The 24,080-nt window shown below is 68.7% G+C and carries 19 protein-coding genes and 2 rRNA genes; 16 read left to right on the forward strand and 5 right to left on the reverse strand.

Translation table 11 applies throughout. The features are described from left to right. Positions 1-26: 26 nt before the first annotated feature. From Q2K21_RS02180 to Q2K21_RS02230, 11 genes are all read left to right on the forward strand, one after another. Positions 27-3,147 (forward strand): 23S ribosomal RNA (locus tag Q2K21_RS02180). A gap of 88 nt (positions 3,148-3,235) precedes the next feature. Further along, a 5S ribosomal RNA gene (gene rrf / locus Q2K21_RS02185) occupies positions 3,236-3,352 on the forward strand. Between the two features lie 62 nt (positions 3,353-3,414). After that, positions 3,415-4,059: an HAD family hydrolase gene (locus tag Q2K21_RS02190; protein WP_310763357.1), complete on the forward strand. Its 645-nt coding sequence runs from the start codon at positions 3,415-3,417 to the stop codon at positions 4,057-4,059. A gap of 93 nt (positions 4,060-4,152) precedes the next feature. Further along, positions 4,153-4,962, forward strand: coding sequence for a VC0807 family protein (locus Q2K21_RS02195; RefSeq protein ID WP_310763358.1), 810 nt, complete (start codon positions 4,153-4,155; stop codon positions 4,960-4,962). A 66-nt stretch (positions 4,963-5,028) separates the two neighbouring features. After that, on the forward strand, positions 5,029-6,240 hold the full coding sequence (locus Q2K21_RS02200) for an MFS transporter (protein ID WP_310763359.1): 1,212 nt from the start codon (positions 5,029-5,031) through the stop codon (positions 6,238-6,240). Next, on the forward strand, positions 6,191-7,363 hold the full coding sequence (locus tag Q2K21_RS02205) for an acetoin utilization protein AcuC (RefSeq protein ID WP_310763360.1): 1,173 nt from the start codon (positions 6,191-6,193) through the stop codon (positions 7,361-7,363). The genes Q2K21_RS02200 and Q2K21_RS02205 overlap by 50 nt, the downstream gene beginning before the upstream one ends. A gap of 183 nt (positions 7,364-7,546) precedes the next feature. Continuing rightward, the gene (locus tag Q2K21_RS02210) at positions 7,547-8,362 is read left to right on the forward strand and encodes a phosphatase (protein WP_310780552.1); all 816 of its coding nucleotides are present in this window, start codon (positions 7,547-7,549) and stop codon (positions 8,360-8,362) included. 129 nt (positions 8,363-8,491) lie between these two features. Then, a complete protein-coding gene (locus tag Q2K21_RS02215; RefSeq protein WP_004984898.1) occupies positions 8,492-8,704 on the forward strand; it encodes a helix-turn-helix domain-containing protein in 213 nt (70 codons plus the stop codon). A gap of 142 nt (positions 8,705-8,846) precedes the next feature. Continuing rightward, entirely contained in the window at positions 8,847-8,945 is a 99-nt protein-coding gene (locus Q2K21_RS02220; protein WP_003948845.1) for a 30S ribosomal protein bS22, read from the forward strand. A gap of 441 nt (positions 8,946-9,386) precedes the next feature. After that, positions 9,387-10,448 (forward strand): NAD-dependent epimerase/dehydratase family protein, encoded by a 1,062-nt coding sequence (locus tag Q2K21_RS02225; RefSeq protein ID WP_310763562.1) that lies wholly within the window; start codon positions 9,387-9,389, stop codon positions 10,446-10,448. 14 nt (positions 10,449-10,462) lie between these two features. Beyond that, entirely contained in the window at positions 10,463-11,512 is a 1,050-nt protein-coding gene (locus Q2K21_RS02230) for a lysophospholipid acyltransferase family protein (RefSeq protein ID WP_310763564.1), read from the forward strand. Between the two features lie 68 nt (positions 11,513-11,580). Here Q2K21_RS02230 and Q2K21_RS02235 read toward each other — a convergent pair whose 3' ends face one another. The 3 genes from Q2K21_RS02235 to Q2K21_RS02245 form a co-directional block, all read right to left on the reverse strand. After that, on the reverse strand, positions 11,581-12,807 hold the full coding sequence (locus Q2K21_RS02235; protein ID WP_310763566.1) for a DUF5667 domain-containing protein: 1,227 nt from the start codon (positions 12,805-12,807) through the stop codon (positions 11,581-11,583). Between the two features lie 515 nt (positions 12,808-13,322). Beyond that, complete coding sequence (locus Q2K21_RS02240; RefSeq protein WP_310763572.1) at positions 13,323-14,099, reverse strand: ECF subfamily RNA polymerase sigma factor, BldN family; 777 nt, start codon at positions 14,097-14,099, stop codon at positions 13,323-13,325. 673 nt (positions 14,100-14,772) lie between these two features. Next, positions 14,773-15,699, reverse strand: coding sequence for an HAD family hydrolase (locus tag Q2K21_RS02245; protein WP_310763573.1), 927 nt, complete (start codon positions 15,697-15,699; stop codon positions 14,773-14,775). A gap of 149 nt (positions 15,700-15,848) precedes the next feature. Between Q2K21_RS02245 and Q2K21_RS02250 the strand changes: the two genes are divergently transcribed. From Q2K21_RS02250 to Q2K21_RS02270, 5 genes are all read left to right on the forward strand, one after another. Beyond that, the gene (locus Q2K21_RS02250) at positions 15,849-16,163 is read left to right on the forward strand and encodes a glutaredoxin family protein (protein ID WP_310763574.1); all 315 of its coding nucleotides are present in this window, start codon (positions 15,849-15,851) and stop codon (positions 16,161-16,163) included. A gap of 315 nt (positions 16,164-16,478) precedes the next feature. Further along, positions 16,479-17,246: a redox-sensing transcriptional repressor Rex gene (locus Q2K21_RS02255; protein ID WP_310763575.1), complete on the forward strand. Its 768-nt coding sequence runs from the start codon at positions 16,479-16,481 to the stop codon at positions 17,244-17,246. After that, positions 17,243-19,057 (forward strand): glutamyl-tRNA reductase, encoded by a 1,815-nt coding sequence (locus Q2K21_RS02260; protein ID WP_310763576.1) that lies wholly within the window; start codon positions 17,243-17,245, stop codon positions 19,055-19,057. The genes Q2K21_RS02255 and Q2K21_RS02260 overlap by 4 nt, the downstream gene beginning before the upstream one ends. After that, entirely contained in the window at positions 19,054-20,025 is a 972-nt protein-coding gene (hemC, locus tag Q2K21_RS02265; RefSeq protein WP_310763577.1) for a hydroxymethylbilane synthase, read from the forward strand. The genes Q2K21_RS02260 and hemC overlap by 4 nt, the downstream gene beginning before the upstream one ends. Beyond that, positions 20,022-21,725 carry a bifunctional uroporphyrinogen-III C-methyltransferase/uroporphyrinogen-III synthase gene (locus Q2K21_RS02270; protein WP_310763578.1) on the forward strand — a complete coding sequence of 568 codons (1,704 nt, stop codon included), beginning with the start codon at positions 20,022-20,024 and terminating at the stop codon, positions 21,723-21,725. The genes hemC and Q2K21_RS02270 overlap by 4 nt, the downstream gene beginning before the upstream one ends. Positions 21,726-21,801: 76 nt before the next feature. On the opposite strand, the gene Q2K21_RS02275 is transcribed toward Q2K21_RS02270, so the two are convergent. Together Q2K21_RS02275 and Q2K21_RS02280 are read right to left on the reverse strand one after the other, a co-directional pair. Beyond that, positions 21,802-22,410, reverse strand: a complete 609-nt coding sequence (locus Q2K21_RS02275) for an acyl-CoA-like ligand-binding transcription factor (protein ID WP_310763579.1) — start codon at positions 22,408-22,410, stop codon at positions 21,802-21,804. Beyond that, complete coding sequence (locus tag Q2K21_RS02280; RefSeq protein WP_310763580.1) at positions 22,407-23,948, reverse strand: MFS transporter; 1,542 nt, start codon at positions 23,946-23,948, stop codon at positions 22,407-22,409. The genes Q2K21_RS02275 and Q2K21_RS02280 overlap by 4 nt, the downstream gene beginning before the upstream one ends. Positions 23,949-24,080 lie beyond the last annotated feature (132 nt).

Below are 24,080 nucleotides of genomic sequence, written 5' to 3' on the forward strand. Positions count from 1 at the left end.
ACTGCACAGTGGACGCGAGCATCTGTGGCCAAGTTTTTAAGGGCGCACGGTGGATGCCTTGGCACCAGGAACCGATGAAGGACGTGGGAGGCCGCGATAGTCCCCGGGGAGTCGTCAACCAGGCTTTGATCCGGGGGTTTCCGAATGGGGAAACCCGGCAGTCGTCATGGGCTGTCACCCACTGCTGAACACATAGGCAGTGTGGAGGGAACGAGGGGAAGTGAAACATCTCAGTACCCTCAGGAAGAGAAAACAACCGTGATTCCGGGAGTAGTGGCGAGCGAAACCGGATGAGGCCAAACCGTATGCGTGTGAGACCCGGCAGGGGTTGCGCATGCGGGGTTGTGGGATCTCTCTTCTGTTGTCTGCCGGCAACAGGACGAGTCAGAAACCGTTGATGTAGGCGAAGGACATGCGAAAGGTCCGGCGTAGAGGGTAAGACCCCCGTAGTCGAAACGTCAGCGGCTCGTTTGAGAGACACCCAAGTAGCACGGGGCCCGAGAAATCCCGTGTGAATCTGGCGGGACCACCCGCTAAGCCTAAATATTCCCTGGTGACCGATAGCGGATAGTACCGTGAGGGAATGGTGAAAAGTACCGCGGGAGCGGAGTGAAATAGTACCTGAAACCGTGTGCCTACAAGCCGTGGGAGCGTCGGACATCAGCTTGCTGGTGTCTCGTGACTGCGTGCCTTTTGAAGAATGAGCCTGCGAGTTTGCGGTGTGTTGCGAGGTTAACCCGTGTGGGGAAGCCGTAGCGAAAGCGAGTCCGAATAGGGCGTTGGAGTAGCACGCTCAAGACCCGAAGCGGAGTGATCTAGCCATGGGCAGGTTGAAGCGGAGGTAAGACTTCGTGGAGGACCGAACCCACCAGGGTTGAAAACCTGGGGGATGACCTGTGGTTAGGGGTGAAAGGCCAATCAAACTCCGTGATAGCTGGTTCTCCCCGAAATGCATTTAGGTGCAGCGTCGTGTGTTTCTTGCCGGAGGTAGAGCACTGGATAGGCGATGGGCCCTACCGGGTTACTGACCTTAGCCAAACTCCGAATGCCGGTAAGTGAGAGCGCGGCAGTGAGACTGTGGGGGATAAGCTCCATGGTCGAGAGGGAAACAGCCCAGAGCATCGACTAAGGCCCCTAAGCGTACGCTAAGTGGGAAAGGATGTGGAGTCGCACAGACAACCAGGAGGTTGGCTTAGAAGCAGCCACCCTTGAAAGAGTGCGTAATAGCTCACTGGTCTAGTGATTCCGCGCCGACAATGTAGCGGGGCTCAAGCGTACCGCCGAAGTCGTGTCATTGCAGCATATAGGGCCAACGCCTGCTGTGATGGGTAGGGGAGCGTCGTCTGCCGGGTGAAGCAGCACCGGAAGGTAGTTGTGGACGGTTGACGAGTGAGAATGCAGGCATGAGTAGCGATTCACACGTGAGAAACGTGTGCGCCGATTGACTAAGGGTTCCTGGGTCAAGCTGATCTGCCCAGGGTAAGTCGGGACCTAAGGCGAGGCCGACAGGCGTAGTCGATGGATAACCGGTTGATATTCCGGTACCCGCTGTGAAGCGTCAAACATCGAGCATCGTGATGCTAAGGCCGTGAAGCCGTTCCGGACCCTTCGGGGAAAGGAAAGTGGTGGAGCCGCTGAACCAAGCGGTTAGTAGGTGAGTGATGGGGTGACGCAGGAAGGTAGTCCATCCCGGGCGGTGGTTGTCCCGGGGTAAGGGTGTAGGCCGTGCGATAGGCAAATCCGTCGCACATGAGGCTGAGACCTGATGCCGAGCCGATTGTGGTGAAGTGGATGATCCTATGCTGTCGAGAAAAGCCTCTAGCGAGTTTCATGGCGGCCCGTACCCTAAACCGACTCAGGTGGTCAGGTAGAGAATACCGAGGCGTTCGGGTGAACTATGGTTAAGGAACTCGGCAAAATGCCCCCGTAACTTCGGGAGAAGGGGGGCCACACCTGGTGAGGGAACTTGCTTCCTGAGCTGGGGGTGGCCGCAGAGACCAGCGAGAAGCGACTGTTTACTAAAAACACAGGTCCGTGCGAAGCCGTAAGGCGATGTATACGGACTGACGCCTGCCCGGTGCTGGAACGTTAAGGGGACCGGTTAGCTCCATTTCGGTGGGGCGAAGCTGAGAACTTAAGCGCCAGTAAACGGCGGTGGTAACTATAACCATCCTAAGGTAGCGAAATTCCTTGTCGGGTAAGTTCCGACCTGCACGAATGGCGTAACGACTTCTCGACTGTCTCAACCATAGGCCCGGTGAAATTGCACTACGAGTAAAGATGCTCGTTTCGCGCAGCAGGACGGAAAGACCCCGGGACCTTTACTACAGTTTGATATTGGTGTTCGGTTCGGCTTGTGTAGGATAGCTGGGAGACTTTGAAGCGGCCACGCCAGTGGTTGTGGAGTCGTCGTTGAAATACCAGTCTGGTCGTGCTGGATGTCTAACCTGGGTCCGTGATCCGGATCAGGGACAGTGTCTGATGGGTAGTTTAACTGGGGCGGTTGCCTCCTAAAGAGTAACGGAGGCGCCCAAAGGTTCCCTCAGCCTGGTTGGCAATCAGGTGTTGAGTGTAAGTGCACAAGGGAGCTTGACTGTGAGACCGACGGGTCGAGCAGGGACGAAAGTCGGGACTAGTGATCCGGCGGTGGCTTGTGGAAGCGCCGTCGCTCAACGGATAAAAGGTACCCCGGGGATAACAGGCTGATCTTCCCCAAGAGTCCATATCGACGGGATGGTTTGGCACCTCGATGTCGGCTCGTCGCATCCTGGGGCTGGAGTCGGTCCCAAGGGTTGGGCTGTTCGCCCATTAAAGCGGTACGCGAGCTGGGTTTAGAACGTCGTGAGACAGTTCGGTCCCTATCCGCTGTGCGCGTAGGAGTCTTGAGAAGGGCTGTCCCTAGTACGAGAGGACCGGGACGGACGAACCTCTGGTGTGCCAGTTGTTCTGCCAAGGGCATGGCTGGTTGGCTACGTTCGGGAGGGATAACCGCTGAAAGCATCTAAGCGGGAAGCCTGCTTCGAGATGAGGACTCCCACCCACTTGATGGGGTAAGGCTCCCAGTAGACGACTGGGTTGATAGGCCAGATCTGGAAGCACGGCAACGTGTGGAGGTGACTGGTACTAATAGGCCGAGGGCTTGTCCTCAGTTGCTCGCGTCCACTGTGTTGGTTCTGAAACCACGAACAACCCCGCTGTAGTCACAGCAGCGGTCGGGTTGTCTGTTTCATAGTGTTTCGGTGGCCATAGCGTGAGGGAAACGCCCGGTTACATTCCGAACCCGGAAGCTAAGCCTTACAGCGCCGATGGTACTGCAGGGGGGACCCTGTGGGAGAGTAGGACGCCGCCGAACAAATATTGAGAAAACCCCCGTGCCGATCGGCACGGGGGTTTTCTGCGTTTAGGGTCGATGCCATGCGCTATGACCTGGTTATCTTCGACAACGACGGCGTCCTCGTCGACAGCGAGCCCATCTCCAACCGGCTCCTGGCCGCCTATCTCACCGAGCTCGGGCACCCGACGTCGTACGAGGACTCCATCCGTGACTACATGGGGTCCGCGATGCACCGGATCCACGACCTCGTTCAGGAGCGCACGGGCCGGCGGCTGCCGACCGACTTCGACGACGTCTTCCATGCCCGTGTGTTCGCGGCGTTCGAGCGGGAGTTGAGGCCTGTGGCGGGCGCCGTGGAGGTACTGGAGAAGCTCGCCACGAACGGTGTGCCGTACTGCGTGGCGTCGTCCGGGAGCCATGAGCGGATTCGGGTGGGGCATCGGACGACCGGGCTGGACCGGTGGTTCGACGACTCGCGGATCTTCAGCTCCCAGGACGTGGGGCGGGGGAAGCCGGCGCCCGACCTGTTCCTGTACGCCGCCGAGCGGATGGGGGTCGCCCCGCAGAAGTGTGTTGTCGTCGAGGACAGCCCGCTCGGCGTCCAGGCCGCTGGCGCGGCCGGGATGGACGTGTACGGGTTCACCGCGATGACACCGGCTGCGAGGCTCGCGGGTGCCACCCAACTCTTCTCTGACCTGGGGGAGTTGCCTGACCTGCTCGGATGACCCGCACCACCGCCGGGGCACTGACATATGTCATGCCGAGCTCCGGACGATCGTTTCTACTGGCGGACCCGGTCCGGAGGCGAAGCTGAGGGCATGACGACGAACACGGTTTCCCAGGGCCAGAGCAAGAGCCAGAGCAAGAAGAACACCTTTGCGCCGCTCATCATGGACGTGGCGGTGCCGGTCGGGTCGTACTACCTGTTCAAGGACGCCTTCGGGATGAGCACCTTCGCGGCGCTCGCCTGGAGCAGCGCGGTGCCGGCCGTGCGGACCGTCATGGGCGTGGTCAAGGAGCGGACGGTCAACGCGTTCGCCGCGCTCATCCTCTTCGTGAACGTGGTCGGGCTGCTGCTCAGCTTCGTCGCCGGCGACCCACGGCTGATGCTCGCCAAGGACAGCGGGGTCAGCAGCGCGATCGGGATCGGGATCCTGGTCTCCGTGGCCATGGGGAAGCCGATGATGACGGCTGGTATGAAGCCCTGGCTGGTGAAGGGCATCGCGGCCAGGCAGGCCGCCTGGACCCGGCTGGAGAGTGGGTCCCCTGCCTTCCGGCGGGCCGAGCGGCTCTTCTCGGTGGTGTGGGGCGTGGTGTTGCTCGCCGAGTGTGTGGTGCGGGTCGTGGGTGCCTACACGCTGCCGGTGGACACGATGGTCTGGCTGGGTTCGGTCATCCTGATCGTCGCGATGGCGCTGGGGTTCGTCGTCAGCGGTGCTGTCGCCGCCGGTCCGATGGCGCAGATGCTCATCGCCGAAGTGAAGTCCGAAGTGAAGTCCGAAGTGAAGTCCGAGGCGACGGCCGAGGCGACGGCCGAGGCGACGGACGAAGTGAAGACCGAAGTGAAGACCGAAGCGCGGGCCGAGGGTGCCTCTGCGGCCGCCCTGGCCGTCACGGCCGCCGGATGAAGCTGAACAAAAATCAGCTTCGGCTTGATCTACCCACCGGTACACAGGGGCCCTACGCTCGCCGCCATGACAGATGTGCTGCGGCGCGGTAGGGCCTCTCTGGCGTTCAGCTTCTTCGCCCAGGGCGTCACCTTCGCCCTGCTGGTGACCCGGATCCCGGCCATCCAGGACCGGTACGGGGTCTCCGACGCCCTGCTCCCCGCCTTCCTCGCCGCGGTGCCGGTCCTCGCCGGTGTCGGCAGCGTGACGACCGAGCAGCTCGTCAAGCGCATACGTCCCAGTCGGCTGCTCCGCTGGGCGCAGCCCGTGGTCCTGCTGGCTCTCCTCGGCGTCGGGTCCGGGGACCACATGGCCGAGCTGGGGATCGCGCTCGCCGCGTTCGGGCTGACGGTGGGTGCGCTGGACGCCTCCATGAACATGCTCGGGGTGAGCCTCCAACGGACGTACGGGCGCAGCATCATGCTCGGTTTCCACGCCGTGTTCAGCCTCGGCGGGATCATCGGAGCCTCGCTCGCCTGGGCGGGCGCGCACTGGCATCTGGCGCTGTGGGTGTCGTATCTGCCCGTCGTCGTGGTGCTGCTCCCGGCCACTCTCGTCGGCAGCCGGTGGTACGTCGACGGCAATGCGCCCGCACAGGACGGCCCGGAGGGCGAGGCCGGACCGCTCGTCTTCAAGCTGCTGCTGCCGCTCTGCCTGGTGATGACCTTCGCGTACATCGGGGACTCGACCGTCTCCAACTGGAGTGCCAAGTATCTTCAGGACACGCTCGGGAGTTCGGAGCAGCTGGCGACCGTCCCGTACAACGTGTACATGGTCACCACGCTGCTCGGGCGGTCCCTGGGGGACTTCGGGGTGCGGCGCTTCGGCGCGGTGGCCGTCGTACGGCTGGGGGCCCTGGTGGCGGCGCTCGGGTTCGCCGTGGTGGCGGGGGCGCCGGGGGCGTGGGTCGGGATGCTCGGGTTCACCCTCCTGGGTCTCGGGCTGTGCGTGCTCGTGCCGCAGACGTTCGCGGCCGCCGGGCGGCTGTTCCCCGGGGCGTCGGACGCGGCGATCGCGCGGCTCAACATCTTCAACTACGTGGGCTTTCTGGTCGGTTCCCCGTTGGTGGGCGCGCTCGGGGACGCCTGGAGCTACCGCGGCGCCATGCTCGTACCGATGGTGTTGGTCCTGGTGACGCTGGTGTACGCCCGCTCGTTCGCGCCCGGAGCGGACCGATACGGTGACGGGCATGAGCGGCCGCGCACAGCTGATGTGGGACGAGGCAGTAACGGGCTATGACTTCGGTCCGGACCATCCGATGGATCCGGTCCGGCTCGCGCTGACCAGGAAACTCGTCGACGCCTTCGGGCTCGACAAGGACGTCGACGTGGTCGCGGCGAAGCCCGCGGGCGACTCGACGCTGCGGCTCGTGCACCGCGAGGACTACGTGGAGGCCGTGAAGGCCGTGTCCGCGGACCCGGGGTCGGCGGACGGGTCCTACGGGGTGGGGACCATGGACGACCCCGCCTTCGCCGGGATGCACGAGGTGTCCGCGCTGATCGCCGGGCAGTCGGTCGGAGCGGCGGAGGCCGTGTGGCGCGGGGACGCCCTGCACGCGGTGAACTTCGCGGGCGGGCTGCACCACGCGATGCCGGGCGGCGCCTCGGGGTTCTGCATCTACAACGACGCCTCGCTCGCCATCGCGCGGCTGCTGGAGCTCGGCGCGGAGCGGGTCGCGTACGTGGACGTGGATGTGCACCACGGGGACGGGGTGCAGGCGGCCTTCTGGGACGATCCCCGGGTTCTCACCATCTCGCTGCACGAACATCCGCGGACCCTCTTCCCGCAGACCGGGTGGCCGGAGGAGACGGGCGGCCCGAGCGCGGAGGGCAGCGCGGTGAACGTGGCGCTGCCGGCCGGGACGGGGGACGCGGGGTGGGTGCGGGCCTTCCATGCGGTGGTGCCGGAGCTGATCGCCGACTTCCGGCCGCAGGTGCTGGTCACCCAGCACGGTGCCGACACTCACTTCGAGGACCCGCTCGCGCATCTCGCCGTGTCGCTGGACGCGCAGCGGGCCGTGCAGATGGCGTGTCACGACCTGGCGCACGAGTACGCCGACGGGCGCTGGGTCGCGCTGGGTGGGGGCGGCTACGCGGTGGTGGAGGTCGTACCGCGTTCGTGGACGCATCTCGTGGCCATCGCCGCGGGGCGGCCGATCGAGCCGGAGGCCATGATCCCGGAGGGGTGGCGGCAGGAAGTCTTCGCCCGGACGCGCCAGTTGGCGCCGATGCGGATGACGGATGGGCGGTGGCCGGTGGCGTACGCGGACTGGGAGTCCGGGTACGATCCGGCGGATCGGCTGGACCAGGCGGTGCTGGCTGCGCGTAAGGCGGCGTTTCCGTTGCGGGGGTTGTTGGCGTAGCCGGCCTGGGGGTGACCCGGGTGTGCTTTCGACCTTGACGGCCTCGTCCTCAAGCTCCCCCAAGCTCTTCGAGTAGGGGGTACCCCCAGACGGGCTTGGTGTGGCTGATTGGATTACGCCGACTGTGGGGTGTTTCCCGTATTTCGGGCCTGCGGTGGGGGTGAATGGACCAGCATCGCTGACGTGTTGAGCACCGGAGCACTGCGTGCGCATTTGCTGGCCGCCCGGCTGGCCGGGCCCGTGGCGACCTCGCGTGAGGAGAGCCTGCGCAGCTATCGGCTCTTCGTCGCCCGCGATCCCCGCGTACTGATCGGACTCGATCCCGAATGGACATGGGGGCATCGGGATTTGATCGACTTGATGGCGGACAAGTGTGGAGTCTCGGCCGATCCTCGGCACACCTCCGGCCATGACATGATCGATCCCGAGCGCACCCTGGAGGCTCTGGAGGCGTTCGCCGAGCGGGTCGCGAAGGCCGCACGGGACAGGGTGCCGGTCCTCCTCGGCACCGGCCACCCGCACCGGCTGCTCGGTTTCTACGCCGGGCTCGCGGACGCCCTGTCGGCGGCGGGATGTACCGTCCTCACCCCTGCGCAGGGTCGCTGTGTCGACATAACGACCCGGTTCGGTCTACGCACGTACAACCTTGATTACGTACGAGGAGTCGCGTTCGTGCGGAAACCGGGGCCCGGAACCGCCGGTTGTGAGCCCGGCGCACACACCCACTCGCCGCTCCCGGTTCGCACCGCGCTGGCCGTCGCGGCGGAGGCCGGCGGGCCGCTGCCCGAGCTGGTGATCGGGGACCACGGATGGGTCTGCGGGGCAGGTCAGCTGGGGTTCGAGGCGATGGGGCTGGCCGATACGGACGATCCGGCGCTCTTCGTCGGGGAGGCAGAGGGGCTGGTGTCCGTGGTCGTTCCACTTGATGACGCTGTGCGGTCTGATTACTACCGACCGCTTACTCGCTATGTACTCAATCGAGCGTGTCTGTCACAGTAGGCCGCCGATTGCATCCCCTCTTCCCCACTTGCATCACCCGCCCCTACATTGGGGAGTGAGCACGCAACGACGAAGAGTCACCGGAAGGGGAAGCCGGTGGCCGTCGAGTGCGGAAGGTTCAGGTGTGTCATGGCTGCAGCTGGCGAGAGGCCTCTGAACGAGGTTCAGTTCCTGACCGTGGCGGAAGTCGCCTCGGTGATGCGAGTGTCGAAGATGACCGTGTACCGGTTGGTGCACAGCGGTCATCTGCCGGCGATCCGGGTGGGGAGGTCCTTCCGGGTACCGGAACAAGCGGTTCACGAGTACCTCCGCGAGAGCTACGTGGGGGTGGAGACGGCCTGACGGCGGCCCGGCGGGGTCCCCTGGGGCCTCCCGGGTCACCTCGATTACGACCTCAGCGCTCGGGCGGGTAGGCTAGCCCCTCGTAGGTCGTATGGGCCCATGGCGCCCAGCACCGAGTGATGAGAAGTGAGCGAGGGTAGTCGTGGGCTCTGTTATCAAGAAGCGGCGCAAGCGGATGGCCAAGAAGAAGCACCGCAAGCTGCTCAAGCGCACTCGCGTTCAGCGTCGTAACAAGAAGTAAGGCGCGACCCCGCCAGGGGCGCCCTTGCTTTCTTGCGCGAGCCGCGCGTGATGGCCCCCCACCAGTGGTGGGGGGCCATCGTCATATCCGGGTCATATCCGGAGTCGTCTCCGGGTCATATCCGGAGTCATATGTCCGGAGTCGTGTCCAGGTCATGTCCGGAGTCGTCTCCGGGTCGTCTCCGGGCCACACGGTCCCGTCCGGTCCGGCGGGTGACGTCGGCCCGTGCGTTCGGCCACCCGGCTGAATTCCGCCGTGCGCACGTCTGTGTGGCACCTGGCTTGGTCTGGTCGTACGTACGGGCGTGTCGTCACTTCGTGCGTCGGGTGGTCATCACAGCGCAACATCGACCCGCTAAGTTGGCCGCACACGGGGAACGCGGCAGGCTAGCGGGCAGAGCGACGTCCACAACTGGACGCGACGGGAAGAGAGGCGCTGATCTTGGGGAAGGTCGTGCTCGTGACCGGAGTGGCCCGCCGGCTCGGCGGCCGGTTCGTACGACGGATCCAGCGTGACCCGGAGGTCGACCGCGTCGTCGCGGTGGACGCGGTCCCGCCCGAGCATCATCTGGGCGGCGCCGACTTCATCCGGGCCGACATCCGCCAGCCCACCATCGCCCGTGTGCTCGCCGAGCACTCCGTCGACACGGTCGTCCACATGGACGTGACCGGCACCGCGCTGGGCAGCGGCAGCCGGACCACGGTCAAGGAGACCAACGTCATCGGCACCATGCAACTCCTCGGCGCCTGCCAGAAGTCCCCGACCGTCAAGCGGCTGGTCGTGAAGTCGAGCACGAACGTGTACGGGTCAGCGCCCCGCGACCCGGCCGTGTTCACCGAGACGACCCCGCCCAAGTCCCTGCCCAGCGGCGGCTTCGCCAAGGACGCCGTGGAGGTCGAGGGGTACGTTCGGGGATTCGCGCGGCGCCGGCCCGACGTGGCCGTCTGTGTGCTGCGCTTCGCCAACATCCTCGGGCCGAGCGCCGATACGCCCCTCGCCTCGTACTTCTCGCTGCCCGTCCTGCCCACCGTCTTCGGCTACGACCCGCGGCTGCAGTTCGTGCACGAGGACGACGTGATCGAGGTGCTGCGGATCGCCTCGCACGAGCCGCAGCGCGGCACGCTCAACAGCGGCACGTTCAATGTCGCGGGCGACGGTGTGCTGCTGCTGTCGCAGTGCGCGCGGCGGCTCGGGCGGCCCACCGTGCCCCTGCTGCTGCCCGCGGTCACCTGGGTCGGCTCGGCGATGCGGACGGTGGGCATGACGGACTTCTCGCCCGAGCAGATCCGGCTGCTCACCCACGGCCGGGTCGTGTCGACGGACCAGATGCGCGAGACGCTCGGATACGAGCCGAAGTACACGACCGCGGAGACCTTCGCGGACTTCGCGCGCGGCCGCGGCCCCGGACTGCTGCCGCCGGAGGTCCTCGCGGGGGCCGTCGACCGGATCGCCGCACTGCCCGTACTGGGCGGTGGCCACCCCCCGACGCAGAGCGCCAACTGAGGAGCGCATCAACGATGGCGGACGCCAAGGTCATTCCGTTCGACGACGACCGGTCCCGCGGGGCTGCCGTGCAGCGGCCGCCGCGGCGCCGGAGCGCGGGGAGCCGGCTCAAGGGCGAGCAGCCCGGGATGGTCCGCGAGGTCCAGCCCCTGCCCAGCAGGGCCGCCTCGCGGGATGATGTTCCTGTGACGCGTGAGAAGAGGCCGTCGGCCAGGCCGCAAGAGGGGGGCCTGGAGCGGCGTATCGCCGGGGGCCTGGCCTTCCTGCGGCGGCGCCTGACGGGCGACTACGAGGTCGACGACTTCGGTTACGACGAGGAGCTCACCGATCAGGTCCTGATGTCGCTGTTGCGGCCGGTGTACGAGAAGTACTTCCGGGTCGAGGTGAAGGGCATCGAGAACATCCCGTCGAAGGGCGGGGCGCTGATCGTCGCCAACCACTCCGGGACACTGCCGCTGGACGGCCTGATGATGCAGGTCGCCGTGCACGACAACCATCCGGCGGGCCGCCATCTCAGGCTGCTCGCCGCGGACTTGGTCTTCGTGCTGCCCGTGGTCAACGAACTGGCCCGCAAGGCCGGCCATACCCTGGCGTGCGCGGAGGACGCCGAGCGGCTGCTGGAGCGCGGCGAAGTGGTCGGTGTGATGCCGGAGGGCTTCAAGGGCATCGGCAAGCCGTTCGGCGAGCGCTACAAGCTGCAGCGCTTCGGCCGCGGCGGCTTCGTCTCCACGGCCCTGCGTGCCGGGGTGCCGATCATTCCCTGCTCGATCGTCGGTGCCGAGGAGATCTACCCGATGATCGGCAACGCGAAGACGCTCGCCCGGCTGCTGGGCTTCCCGTACTTCCCGATCACACCGACGTTCCCGTGGCTGGGCCCGCTGGGAGCCATCCCGCTGCCGACGAAGTGGACGATCCAGTTCGGCGAACCGATCCCCACGGACGGCTATCCGCCGGAGGCCGCCGAGGACCCGATGCTGATGTTCAACCTGACGGACCAGGTCAGGGAGCAGATCCAGCACACGCTGTACAAGCTGCTGGTGCAGCGCAGGTCGGTCTTCTTCTGAGCGGTCGGTCCCGGATACGACGAGGGGGGCGCCCCTTCGACTGGGGCGCCCCCCCTCGCGAGCGAGCCCTACTTGCTTTCCTCGCTGTTGATGCCCAGTCCCGGCAGGAGACCGGGGAGCAGGGGCGGCAGCGTCACGTTCGGTTCTGCCGACGGGCTGCTGCTCGACGACGGTGAGCTGCCGGCGCTCTCCTTCGGCGGGTCCAGCAGGCCGCCCGTGCTGCCGCCGAGCAGGCCGTCGCCGCCGCTCTTGGACGTGGACGGCTGGGGCTTGCCGCTGCCGCCGTGGCGGCCGGTGGCGGAGCCGCCGGTGACGCCGGGCGCCGGGCCGTCCGTACCGGAGGAGTCGGTGGCGTCGCCGGCGGGGCCCCGGTGCCTGCCGGAGCCGTCCTGGGACGGGGACTGCGGCAGGAGCGACCGCAGCGGGGCGACTTCCTGGTCTATGGCGTCGAAGACCGACGAGACCTGCTGACTGACATCGCCGAGCTGGACGGGCAGTCGGTCACGCAGGCTGCCCCAGACCTCGCGGTGGGACTGGGAGAAGGCGGAGAGGGCCTGGATCGGGCCGAGCGAGCCGTCCCGCTCGTAGGCCTCGTGCAGCAGGCGGTGGCCTTCGGACGCGTCGTGCTGCACGCCGGACAGGGTGCGGCGGATCTCGCCGATGGACTCGTGGTCGAGGTGGCCGCCGCGGTCGCGCTCCATCAGCCGACGGGCCTCGTTCAGCCGGGTGGAGGCCTGGTCGAGGTAGAGCCGTCCGCGGTCGTTGTCCCCCTCGGCCATGCCGAGTTTGACGTCCTCGATGCCGCGTTTGAGGCCGTAGAGCGAGTCGCCGGGCAGGGCGTCGGAACTCGCCGCGGCCACTCCGCCGAAGGAGGCCGCGGCCACCCCGACGCTGAGCCCGCCCGCGGCGAGGCCTTTCGTGAGCCGCGTACGCGGTCGCAACTTCCCCAGGGGGCTTGCCCGGTGGGCGCCCCGGGCCCGGTGGGACCGCTGCTCGGGTACTGAAGGGTCCGCCGCCTCGCCGCCCGCGAACGTGCCCTCCTGCAGCATGGCCTCCATCGCGGCCACCAGCCGCGCGCGCTGGACGACCTTGACCTCGGGGTCGAGCTCCGGCTCGGGCAGCTCGCCGAGACGGGTCGCGAAGGCCAACAGGCGGGCCTGATCGGTCCGTTCCGCAATAGCCGGCGCTGGGCCCGATCCTTCGGGCTGCTCGGCTGCCGTGCCCCGGTCGTCGGACTCCTCCAGGGCCTGGGCGAAGGCGTTCGCCCGCCGGTGCGCCGATACGTTCGCGATCACTGGCGGCACCTCCTCTCGTCATGACGGTCGACTCCCCAGGGGATCCTGAGGGTTGCACGCCCCCGACCACTTCCACACGATCGAGTGATCGCGGGCGGGTGGGGTGTGACCACAGGGAGCCTGTATCCCGCACAACGAGCGGCTCGGCACTTGGGTTACGGACTACGAATGGCCGAGGCGGGAAGTCAACGGACTTGTACGGAGGGTGAGTTGGCCGTCGCTGAGCGTATGCACCCGATGGCGGTGGAGGCGGGCTGCGGTGTGGCTCGGCGCGGAGGGAGGTGCGGCGGGAAGGGGCGCTCGATGCGGGTTTGCCCGGCGGTGGGTGCGCGAGTGCGGGGCGGCTCGCCGCGGGAGGGTGGGGGTGGCTCGGTATAGCTTGGGGGTTCGGTGGGTGGCCCTCGGGGTTTCCGGTGGGTGCCCTTGTGGGCTCGGTGGGTGCCCTCGTGGGCTCGGTGGGTGGTACTCGGGGGCTCGGTGGGATGCCTGGGTGGCTCGGTGCGGCGCCCCGCGGCTCAGCGGGCGTCTTCGGGGAGGAGCCGGGCGAGGGTGCGGACGGCCCGGTACTGGAGGGTCTTGATCGCGCCCTCGTTCTTGCCCATCACCCGGGCGGTCTCGGCGACGGAGAGGCCCTGGAGGAAGCGGAGCGTCACGCACTCCTGCTGCTGGGGGTTGAGTCGCCGTACGGCGTCGAGCAGCGCGGCATTGGAGAGGGACTCCAGGACGGAGTCCTCGGGGGACCGCTCGACCTCGTTGGCGTCGAGCATCTCCCCGGTGGTGACTTCGAGGCGGAAACGGCTCGACTTGAAGTGGTCGGCGACGAGGTTGCGGGCGATGGTCACGAGCCAGGCGCCGAAGTCGCGGCCCTGCCAGGTGAAGGTGCCGATTCGGCGCAGTGCGCGCAGAAAGGTCTCACTGGTGAGGTCCTCGGCGGTCGCCCTGCCGCCCACGCGGTAGTAGATGTAGCGGTACACGGTGTCGCTGTACTGGTCGTACAGGCGTCCGAAGGCGTCGGCCTCGCCGGCCTGGGCGCGCTCCACGAGGTCCATCATGCGGGCGCTGTCGCTGTCCGCGGCGGGGCGGCGCGCGGTGGGGGCGGCCGAGCCCGAGCGGCCCCGTCTGCCGCCGACCGCGGCGCTGCCCTCGGCCAGTGCGTAGCACGGGCCGAGGGGGGCGGCGGTGGCGAAGGCGGGGACGGCGTACGCGGTGGGGACGAAGCCGCGCAACAGGTCTTGGACCGTTGCGCGCAGCGTAGCCAGGCCCGAGGTGTCAACCCCGACGTGTGGGTACACGGGACTCCCAGAGGCAGAGCTTCCATCACGTGCAGTGCGGGACCGTTCACCCGTCGTGGCGACGGAGGGGTACCGGATTGCGTCTGAGGAGAATAACGCTTAGTACAGGCAGCACTACACCCAGTTGCTCAAATCATCGATTACGTCGCTTCTGTAACCGATTGACGGCTGGTCAAGTGTCAGACAGTGAGCGGTTGTTGATCGGTTTGGTCCGTTTTCCGTCTGAGTGCGGGGCGTGTTGTGCCCGGGTGAGCTTTCTCGCCCCCGCCGCCCCTACCCGTCCCATCCCAGGGGGCTGCGCCCCCTGGACCCCCGCTGTCGGCCTTGACGGCCTCGTCCTCAAACGCCGGACGGGCTGAAAGGTTCAGCCCCTGTTCGAGGCTGGGGCGGAGCCACTGGGAGGGGTGCGAGGCGGTGGGCCTCAGGCAGGCCAGTTCGGGCCTGGCCGCACCAGGGGGTGGAACCGGGCGCAGGTACGCCGTCCGGGATCCGGTGGCGGAGCCCCGGGAGGGGGCAGGTGCCTGCCCGGGGTTCTGGGGCGGAGCCGGGGCTGGGGCGCAGCACCGGGCTGGAGTGGGGGCACCCCGCGTTGGGGTGGAGGGCACCCCGGGTTGGGGTGGAGGGGTGGAGGGGTGGAGCCCCTGGGGGCGGGCCGGCGGGGGCGGAAAACGGTTCAGCGGCGGCGGCGGTGCAGTGCGATCGCTGCCGCCGTGCCGCCCGCCACCGCGCCCACTCCGGCCGCCGCCGGCAGTCCCACCTTCGCCGCCTTGCGGGCCGTCCGGTAGTCGCGCAGGCGCCAGTCGTGGACGCGGGCGTGCTTGCGGAGCTTCGTGTCGGGGTTGATCGCGTACGGGTGGCCCACCAGCGACAGCATCGGGATGTCGTTGTGGGAGTCGCTGTACGCCGCGCAGCGCGAGAGGTCCAGGCCCTCGGCCGCCGCCAGCGCGCGTACCGCCTCCGCCTTGGCCGGGCCGTGCAGCGGCTCGCCCACCAGTTTGCCCGTGTAGACACCGTCCACCGACTCAGCCACCGTGCCCAGGGCTCCGGTCAGGCCCAGGCGGCGCGCGATCACCGTCGCGATCTCCACCGGCGCGGCCGTGACCAGCCACACCTTCTGGCCCGCGTCCAGGTGCGCCTGCGCCAGCGCCCGCGTACCCGGCCAGATCCGCTCGGCCATGTACTCGTCGTAGATCTCCTCGCCGATCGACATCAGCTCGGAGACGCGGTGGCCCTTGACGATGGAGAGGGCCGAGTCGCGCGCGTCCTGCATGTGTTCCGGGTCCTCGACACCGGCCAGCCGGAACCACGCCTGCTGCCAGGCGAACTTCGCCAGGTCGCGCGTCTCGAAGAACTTCCGCTTGTACAGGCCCCGGCCGAAGTGGAACAGCGCGGCACCCTGCATCACCGTGTTGTCCAGGTCGAAGAACGCCGCGGCTTTGTCGTCGCCGAGGACCGGGAACTCCGGTTCCCGGTCGGAGACCTCCTGCAGGGCGGCGTCCTGCGAGGTTTTGCGCGCTGCCTCTGCCGAGGCCTCGCCTGCCAACACGCTCCGCGCCGTGGCGGAACGCCTACGGGGAGTGAGCCATCCGAGAGCGGCCATGACGTGAGCATAGCCAGTCCGTTCGGCGCTTCCGGAGTCGAGAGGTTTGGACGCTGTGAACTCTCCGCGACCGTGTCGTTAAAGAAGTCATCCCACCGGGGCGCCGGGGCGGGGTCGTCAGGCGCGTTCCCCCGTGCTTGGGGGCGAGAATGGCCGACATGAGTCCCATCTTTCGGCGGAAGGCCGCACAGGACGCTTCCGAGGTTCCCGACGCTCCCCGCGCCCCCCAGGACCGACTCGTCACCCTCATCCGCAAGCCCGGGTGTCATCTGTGTGATGACGCACAGGTCGTGGTCGAGAGGGTGTGCGGGGAACTCGGCGTTCCGTGGGAGCAGAAGGACATCACCCAGGACGAGGAGCTCAACCGTCTGTACTGGGAGCAGATCCCGGTCGTGCTGGTCGACGGCGCCCAGCACACCTTCTGGCGGGTGAACGAGGACCGTCTTCGTAAGGCCCTCAGCTGAAGGCCCTCACCTCGGCGCCTGACTGACTGATCAGTCCAAACCGGTCCGGAAAGTCGCTTAGGATCGACGGCGATTGGTCTCGGGGGCGCGGATCGTTGAGGAGAGTGTGCGGTTTTGCCCCCGAGAGAGATGGGACTGTGGTGCCTGTGTGCCGGTTCCGTGTTCAGGCGCCGGGGGCGCGTGACCCCGGTCACGTTGGCCGGGCAAATCGGACACCATCTTTGTGCACGCGTTCACAAAGACATAGCCTGCTTTCGACGGGGCGGTCTGGGGACGTGTGACCGCCTACAGCCCCGCTCTACCCGCAGGAGCACCGTGGCAACTGGCCGAACTCACCGACCGGCGACCCGCAGCCGAGGGATTCCCGAGGCCACCGTCGCCCGGCTTCCGCTGTACCTCCGAGCCCTGACCGCGCTGTCGGAGCGCTCGGTGCCCACGGTCTCCTCCGAGGAGCTGGCCGCCGCCGCGGGAGTCAACTCCGCGAAGCTGCGCAAGGACTTCTCCTACCTCGGCTCCTACGGGACCCGGGGTGTGGGCTACGACGTCGAGTATCTCGTGTACCAGATCTCCCGCGAGCTGGGCCTGACCCAGGACTGGCCGGTTGTGATCGTCGGTATCGGTAACCTCGGCGCGGCGCTGGCCAACTACGGCGGGTTCGCCTCCCGTGGCTTCCGGGTCGCGGCGCTCATCGACGCCGATCCGGCGATGGCCGGGAAGCCGGTCGCCGGTATCCCGGTCCAGCACACCGATGACCTGGAAAAGATCATCAAGGACAACGGGGTCTCGATCGGCGTCATCGCCACTCCCGCCGGTGCCGCCCAGCAGGTCTGCGACCGGCTCGTGGCCGCGGGCGTGACCTCCATCCTGAACTTCGCGCCGACCGTCCTGTCCGTCCCGGACGGCGTCGACGTGCGCAAGGTCGATCTCTCCATCGAGCTGCAGATCCTCGCCTTCCACGAGCAGCGCAAGGCCGGCGAGGAAGCCGTGGAAGCCATGACCGACGGACTGCCGGCCTCCGCCGCGGCCCAGCACTCCGCCGACAAAGGGCCCGACGGGGACGTCCCCGCCGTGATGCCGGCATGAGCCTCCTCGTCGTCGGGCTGAGCCACCGCAGCGCTCCGGTCAGCGTCCTGGAGCGGGCCGCGCTGGCCACGGACTCCCAGGTCAAGCTGCTCCAGGACACGGTCGCCGCCGAGCCGGCCACCGAGGCCGCGGTGCTCGCCACCTGCAATCGCATCGAGCTGTATGCCGATGTGGACAAGTTCCACGCCGGTGTCGCCGAGCTTTCCACCCTGCTCGCCCAGCACAGCGGGGTCGGGCTGGAGGAGCTCACCCCCTACCTCTACGTGCACTACGAGGACCGGGCCGTCCACCACCTCTTCTCGGTGGCCTGCGGGCTCGATTCCATGGTCGTGGGCGAGGGGCAGATCCTCGGCCAGATCAAGGACTCCCTGGCCACCTCGCAGGATGTGCACAGCGCCGGACGACTGCTGAACGACCTGTTCCAGCAGTCGCTCAGGGTCGGCAAGCGTGCCCACTCCGAGACGGGCATCGACCGCGCCGGGCAGTCGCTGGTCACCTTCGGTCTGGAGCAGCTGTCGGCCGGTAAGCCGGTCGAGGACTGGGCCAAGGGCAAGCGCGCCCTCGTCATCGGCGCCGGCTCCATGTCCTCGCTGGCCGCCGCGACCCTCGCGCGGGCCGGAGTCGCCGAGATCGTGATCGCCAACCGTACGCAGGAGCGCGCCGAGCGACTGGCGCAGATCCTCACGGAGGCGGACGACTCGGCCGTGCTGGCGCGTGCGGTCCCGATGGAGAAGGTGCCGGACGAGCTGACACGTGCCGACGTCGCGGTGTCCTGTACGGGCGCGACCGGCCTGGTCCTCACCGCCCAGGCGGTCGCCGAGGCGCTGGAGGGGCGCGTGGACGAGCCGGGCACGCCGGGCACACCGGTGACCCCGCTTGCTCCCGCACCCGTTCCCGCTCCGGGTACCGAGCACGCTCGTACGGCCGACCCCGCGGCGATACGGGACGGCCTTGCGCCCACCAGCCTCGGCACCGAGGACGGCTGCCCGCTCGACGTGTCCGCCGTGCAGGCCACGGCCGGCTTCTCGGTGCTGGGCGAGGCGGCTGTGGCCGGGATGGCGGCCGCCGAGCTGGAGCAGCACGCCGTGTGGGTGGACAAGGGCGCCGAAGAGCCGCGCGGCGGTCGTACGGCCGTCGCCGCCGGCGGTGTCGTACTCGACCTCGAGGCCGAGGCCGAGGTCATCACCGCGCTCGCGGCGACCGTCGCCACCGTCGGCCGGATCCCCGAGCGCCGTCGCCCCGAACCCGTCGTGGAAGCCCCTCGCCCCGCGCCCGTGCTGTCGCTCCTCGACCTCGCGATGCCGCGGGACATCGACGCGGCCGTGCACCGGCTGCCGGGGGTACGGCTCGTCGACATCGAGTCGCTCGCCGAGGCGTCCGCGGACGCGCCCATGGCCGCCGACGTCGACCAGGTGCGGCGGATCGTCTCCGACGAGGTCACCGCGTTCGGCGCCGCCCAGCGCGCCGCGCACATCACACCGACCGTCGTCGCGCTGCGCACGATGGCCGCCGATGTCGTCGCGAACGAGATCGCACGTCTGGAAGGCCGGCTGCCCGGCCTCGACGACAAGCACCGCGCCGAGATCACGCAGACCGTGCGGCGCGTCGTCGACAAGCTGCTGCACGCGCCGACCGTACGGGTCAAGCAGCTGGCCGCCGAGCCCGGAGGCGCCGGGTACGCGGACGCGCTGCGCACTCTGTTCGACCTCGACCCCGAGACGGTCGCCTCCGTCTCCCGGGCCGAGGGTGACGGGCAGGACACCGGGAACGACATGAACACCGAGAACGCCAAGAACCGAGGGCGAGCATGAGTGAGCCACGTCAACAAGGGGCGCTGAGGCTCGGGACCAGGCGCAGCAAGCTGGCCATGGCCCAGTCCGGGCAGGTCGCGGACGCCGTGAGCCGCCTGACCGGACGGCCCGTGGAGCTCGTGGAGATCACGACGTACGGCGACGTCTCCCGCGAGCACCTCGCCCAGATCGGCGGCACCGGGGTGTTCGTGACGGCCCTGCGCGACGCGCTCCTGCGCGGCGAGGTCGACTTCGCGGTGCACTCCCTCAAGGACCTGCCGACCGCGCAGCCGGAGGAACTGGCGCTGGCCGCCATACCCGAGCGCGAGGACCCGCGTGACGTGATCGTCGCGCGCGACGCCCTGAAGTTCACCGACCTGCCGCGCGGCGCGCGCATCGGCACCGGTTCGCCGCGCCGCATGGCGCAGCTGAACGCGTATGCGCGCAGCCACGGGCTGGACATCGAGACGGTCCCGATCCGCGGCAACATCGACACCCGGATCGGATATGTCCGCGGCGGTGAGCTGGACGCCGTGGTCCTCGCCGCGGCCGGACTGAACCGCATCGGCCGGATCGACGACGTGACCGACTTCCTGTCGGTCGACACGGTTTTGCCCGCCCCCGGCCAGGGGGCACTGGCGATCGAGTGCGCCGCGGACAACGCGGACCTGATCGTCGCGCTCGCCGAGCTCGACGACCCGTTCAGCCGGGTCGCCGTGACCGCCGAGCGGTCCCTGCTCGCCGCCCTGGAGGCCGGTTGCAGCGCCCCCGTGGGCGCGCTGGCCGACCTGTTGGCCGACGGGCAGATTGTCAAGGAAATGCGCCTGCGCGGCGTCGTCGGTACGGCCGACGGCTCGACGTTGGTGCAGCTGTCCACCACCGGTCCCGTGCCCGAGACGCACGACCAGGCAATGGCGCTCGGTCGCGAACTCGCCGCCGAGATGCTTGCCCAGGGCGCGGCCGGTCTGATGGGGGAGCGAGCACATTGAGCCCCACCACCCTTCCCACCGGCCTCGATCACGGGCACGTCACCTTCCTCGGTGCCGGACCCGGGGATCCGGGACTGCTCACACTGCGCGCCGTGGAGGCGCTGGCGAACGCGGACGTCCTCGTCGGCGAGCACGAGGTGCTCGACGTGGTGCGCACGCATGCCAGATCGGGCGTCGCCGTCCTGAACATGGACGCGGACTCCTCCACGGGTACGTATCCGGGCACGGGCACGCCTCAGCTAGCGGTCGTTGACGCTGAGTCAACAGCCGCTGGGGTCCCCGCGTTGAGGGATGCCGCACATCTTGTCATGGAGGCCGCGCGGGGCGGCAGGCGGGTCGTCCGTGCGGTGACCGGTGACCCCGGCCTGGACGCCTACGCGGCCGAGGAGATGCTGGCGTGCGCCGCCGCGGGCGTTCCGTTCGAGGTCGTGCCGGGTGTGGCGACCGCCGTGGGCGTGCCCGCGTACGCGGGTGTGCCGCTGCGGGACGCGCAGGGCGCGGACGTACGGTTCGTGGACGCGCGCACGGCCTCGGACCGCTGCTGGACCGAGGTCGGTGCGTCCGACGGCACGGTCGTCGTCTCCACGACCCTGGACTCGGTGGCCGCCGCCGCCGGGGAGCTGGTGGCCGCGGGCCGCAAGCCGGACACCCCGCTGACGGTGACGGTCGCGGGTACGACGACGCGGCAGCGCACCTGGACCGCCACTCTCGGCTCGATCGCGCAGACGCTGAAGCAGGCGAAGGTCCTGCCGTCCCCCGACGGCGGCCGGCCGGTGATAGCCGTGGTCGGTGAGCGTTCCGCCGCCGCCCAGCGCGACCAGCTCTCGTGGTTCGAGAACAAGCCGCTGTTCGGCTGGAAGGTCCTCGTCCCGCGTACGAAGGAGCAGGCGGCGTCGCTCTCCGACCAGCTGCGGTCGTACGGGGCCGTGCCGCACGAGGTGCCGACGATCGCCGTCGAGCCGCCGCGCACGCCCCAGCAGATGGAGCGGGCGGTCAAGGGCCTGGTGACGGGCCGCTACGAGTGGATCGCGTTCACGTCGGTCAACGCGGTGAAGGCGGTTCGGGAGAAGTTCGAGGAGTACGGCCTCGACGCTCGTGCCTTCGCGGGCATCAAGGTGGCCGCGGTCGGCGAGCAGACGGCGAAGGCGCTGGTCGACTTCGGCGTGAAGCCGGATCTGATCCCGTCCGGGGAGCAGTCCGCTGCCGGCCTCCTGGAGGACTGGCCGCCGTACGACCCGGTGTTCGACCCGATCGACCGGGTGTTCCTCCCGCGCGCGGACATCGCCACGGAAACCCTGGTGGCGGGCCTGATCGAACTCGGCTGGGAGGTCGACGACGTCACCGCGTACCGGACGGTCCGCGCGTCGCCGCCGCCGGCCGAGACCCGCGAGGCGATCAAGGGCGGTGGCTTCGACGCGGTCCTGTTCACGTCGTCGTCGACGGTCCGGAACCTGGTGGGCATCGCGGGCAAGCCGCACAACGTGACGGTGATCGCGTGCATCGGCCCCGCCACGGCGAAGACGGCGGAGGAGCACGGCCTGCGGGTCGACGTCATGGCGCCGGAGCCGTCGGTCCACAAGCTGGCGGAGGCGCTGGCGGACTTCGGCCTGAAGCGGCGCGCTGCCGCGCAGGAGGCCGGGGACGTGGTGACGCGGCCCAGCGAGCGGAGGCCGGGGGCGCGGAGGCGTCGTACGACCTGACGTTTCGACGGACGGTGAGCTGAAAGGGTGCCTCGATTCCGGGGCACCCTTGCTGCTTTAGAAGTCCAGACCGCGTTTAGAAGTCCAGACCGCGCGACAGCAGCGGCAGATGTCGTTCGTACAGCGCCGCCAGGTCCTCCTTGCCGTCGCCCTCCACCCAGTGCCGTACGAGCGTGGTGAACACGGCGATGATCGCGGCGGCCGCGCACTTGATCTCCAGGTCGGCCGCGTCCCGGCCGGTGCGCTCGGCGATGGCCGCGGCGATGGCGCCCTCGCTGCGCTCCTGCTCGGCCACCGAGCGGGCCCGGATCGCGGGGTCCGAGAAGGTGATGCGGGTGCGCAGGAGGAGTGCGTCGCGATCCCGTTGCAGCATCTCGCCCATCGGGCCCCGCAGGGAGTTGACGATCGCGTCCACGATCGGCTCGTCGGCGGGGCGGGCCCGCAGCGCCTCGGCGAGTGCGGGGTCGTACTCGTCCTGCATGACCACGTCTTCCTTGGTGGGAAAGTACCGGAAGAACGTGCTGGGCGAGACCTCCGCCGCGTCCGCGATCTGGTCGACCGTGGTCGCCTCGTACCCGTGCTGTGCGAAGAGGCTGTAGGCCTCGCGACGGATGCGCTCGCGGGTCTTCTGCTTCTTGCGCTCGCGCAGGCCGAGGGGCGCGGCGGAGGTCTCGTGCGTCGTCATGCGATCGATTCTGCTTGCTCGGGAGCGGTCTCGGCCACCGTCCCGGAGGGCGTGGACCCGAGGAAGAGCGCGGCCAGGACGGCGCCGAGTATCGCGATCGCTCCGCATGCCGTCAGGACCAGGTTCATGCCGTGGACGAAGGCCTCGTGGGCCGAGGCCGCGAGGCCCGCGTCGTGCAGCTGCCGCGCCACCGCGTCGGCGCCGGAGACGGAGTCGCGGGCCGCGTCCGCCGCCTGCGCCGGCAAGCCGTCGGTGTGGACGCGGGCCAGGTAGCCGTAGCCGAGCAGGCTGCCGAGGCCGGCGACGCCCAGGACGGCGCCGAGTTGCTGGACGGTTTCCAGGAGGCTGGTGCCCGATCCGGCGCGGTCGGTGGGCAGTGCCCCGATCACCAGGCTGGTCGCGGGCACGACGGCGAGACCGAAGCCGAGGCCGGTGAGGGAGAGCCACAGCGCGGTGAAGCCGTAGCCGTCCGAGACGTCCGTGGTCGCGCCGAGCAGGACCCCGGCCGCGAGCATCGACAGGCCGAGCGGTACGACGGTGCGGGCGCCGAGCCGGGGGACCAGGGACTCGCTCGCCGTGGCCGCCGCCATCAGGCCGCCGATCAGGGGCAGGACGCGGAGGCCGGTGCCGAGGGCGTCGTGGCCGAGCACGGACTGAAGGTACTGCGGGAGCACGAACAGGATGCCCATCACCGCGAAGTTGACGAAGACGGCGATCAGCGTGCCCCACAGGAAGCGGCGGTCGGCGAACAGCCGCAGCTCGACGATCGGGTGCGGGTGACGGCGCTCGCGCAGCACGAAGCCGATCAGGAGTACGGCCGCGGCGGTGAGTGAGGTGAGGACGGCCGGGCCGGTCCAGCCGTCGCGCGGGATGAGGATCGTGCCGTACACGAGCGCGGTGATGCCGAGGCCGCCCAGGAGGGTGCCGAGGGCGTCGAAGGGCGCGGTGTGCGAGCGCTCCGCGTCGCGCGGCAGCAGCCACAGGCCGGCGGCGAGGGCCAGGACGGCGACGGGCGCGTTGAACAGGAAGACCGAGCCCCACCAGAAGTGGTCGAGCAGCCAGCCGCCGACCACCGGGCCGACGGGCATGCCGAGCGCGGTGGCGGCGGTCCAGACGGCGATGGCCTTCGGCGTCTCCTCCTTGGAGAAGACGCGCGGCAGGATCGCCATGGACAGCGGCATGATCGCGGCGGCGCCGAGGCCGAGGACGGCCCGGGCCGCGACGACCGCCCCCGGGGAGGAGGCGAGCGTCCCCCCGAGCGACGCGAGACCGAAGAGGGCGATGCCGGAGAGCAGCAGCCGCTTGTGGCCGTAGCGGTCGCCGAGCAGGCCGACCGGGAGCATCGCCACCGACAGGGTCAGCAGATAGCCGCCGCCGATCCACTGCAACTGCGAGCTGTCGGCGTGGAGTTCGCCGGCGATGGTCGGCAGGGCGACGTTGATGACGGTTCCGTCGAGGCCGACGATCAGCACGCTCAGGGTGAGGGCGGCCAGGGCGAGCCAGCGGCGGGGTGACTGGGAAAGGGCAGGTGCGGACATATGGACCTCCCATTGAGGAGCAACCTGATGAGAGGTTACCTCCAAATGGAAGTGCACTGTCAATATCTAGTTGTCTCTCACTTTGTGCTGGAAGGGGGCGGAGGGGGCGGAGGGGTGCGGAGGGGTGCGGGC

Origin of the sequence: Streptomyces sp. CGMCC 4.7035 (assembly GCF_031583065.1) — a bacterium.
Lineage (GTDB): Bacteria > Actinomycetota > Actinomycetes > Streptomycetales > Streptomycetaceae > Streptomyces > Streptomyces yaanensis.

Coding starts and splice junctions, on each gene's coding strand:
- Q2K21_RS02195 (WP_310763358.1), top strand. CDS start 4,153: ATGACGACGAACACGGTTTCCCAGGGCCAGAGCAAGAGCCAGAGCAAG.
- Q2K21_RS02245 (WP_310763573.1), bottom strand. CDS start 15,699: ATGGCCGCTCTCGGATGGCTCACTCCCCGTAGGCGTTCCGCCACGGCG.
- Q2K21_RS02205 (WP_310763360.1), top strand. CDS start 6,191: ATGAGCGGCCGCGCACAGCTGATGTGGGACGAGGCAGTAACGGGCTAT.
- Q2K21_RS02275 (WP_310763579.1), bottom strand. CDS start 22,410: ATGACGACGCACGAGACCTCCGCCGCGCCCCTCGGCCTGCGCGAGCGC.
- Q2K21_RS02260 (WP_310763576.1), top strand. CDS start 17,243: ATGAGCCTCCTCGTCGTCGGGCTGAGCCACCGCAGCGCTCCGGTCAGC.
- Q2K21_RS02230 (WP_310763564.1), top strand. CDS start 10,463: ATGGCGGACGCCAAGGTCATTCCGTTCGACGACGACCGGTCCCGCGGG.
- Q2K21_RS02215 (WP_004984898.1), top strand. CDS start 8,492: ATGGCTGCAGCTGGCGAGAGGCCTCTGAACGAGGTTCAGTTCCTGACC.
- Q2K21_RS02190 (WP_310763357.1), top strand. CDS start 3,415: ATGCGCTATGACCTGGTTATCTTCGACAACGACGGCGTCCTCGTCGAC.
- Q2K21_RS02250 (WP_310763574.1), top strand. CDS start 15,849: ATGGCCGACATGAGTCCCATCTTTCGGCGGAAGGCCGCACAGGACGCT.
- Q2K21_RS02200 (WP_310763359.1), top strand. CDS start 5,029: ATGACAGATGTGCTGCGGCGCGGTAGGGCCTCTCTGGCGTTCAGCTTC.
- hemC (WP_310763577.1), top strand. CDS start 19,054: ATGAGTGAGCCACGTCAACAAGGGGCGCTGAGGCTCGGGACCAGGCGC.
- Q2K21_RS02280 (WP_310763580.1), bottom strand. CDS start 23,948: ATGTCCGCACCTGCCCTTTCCCAGTCACCCCGCCGCTGGCTCGCCCTG.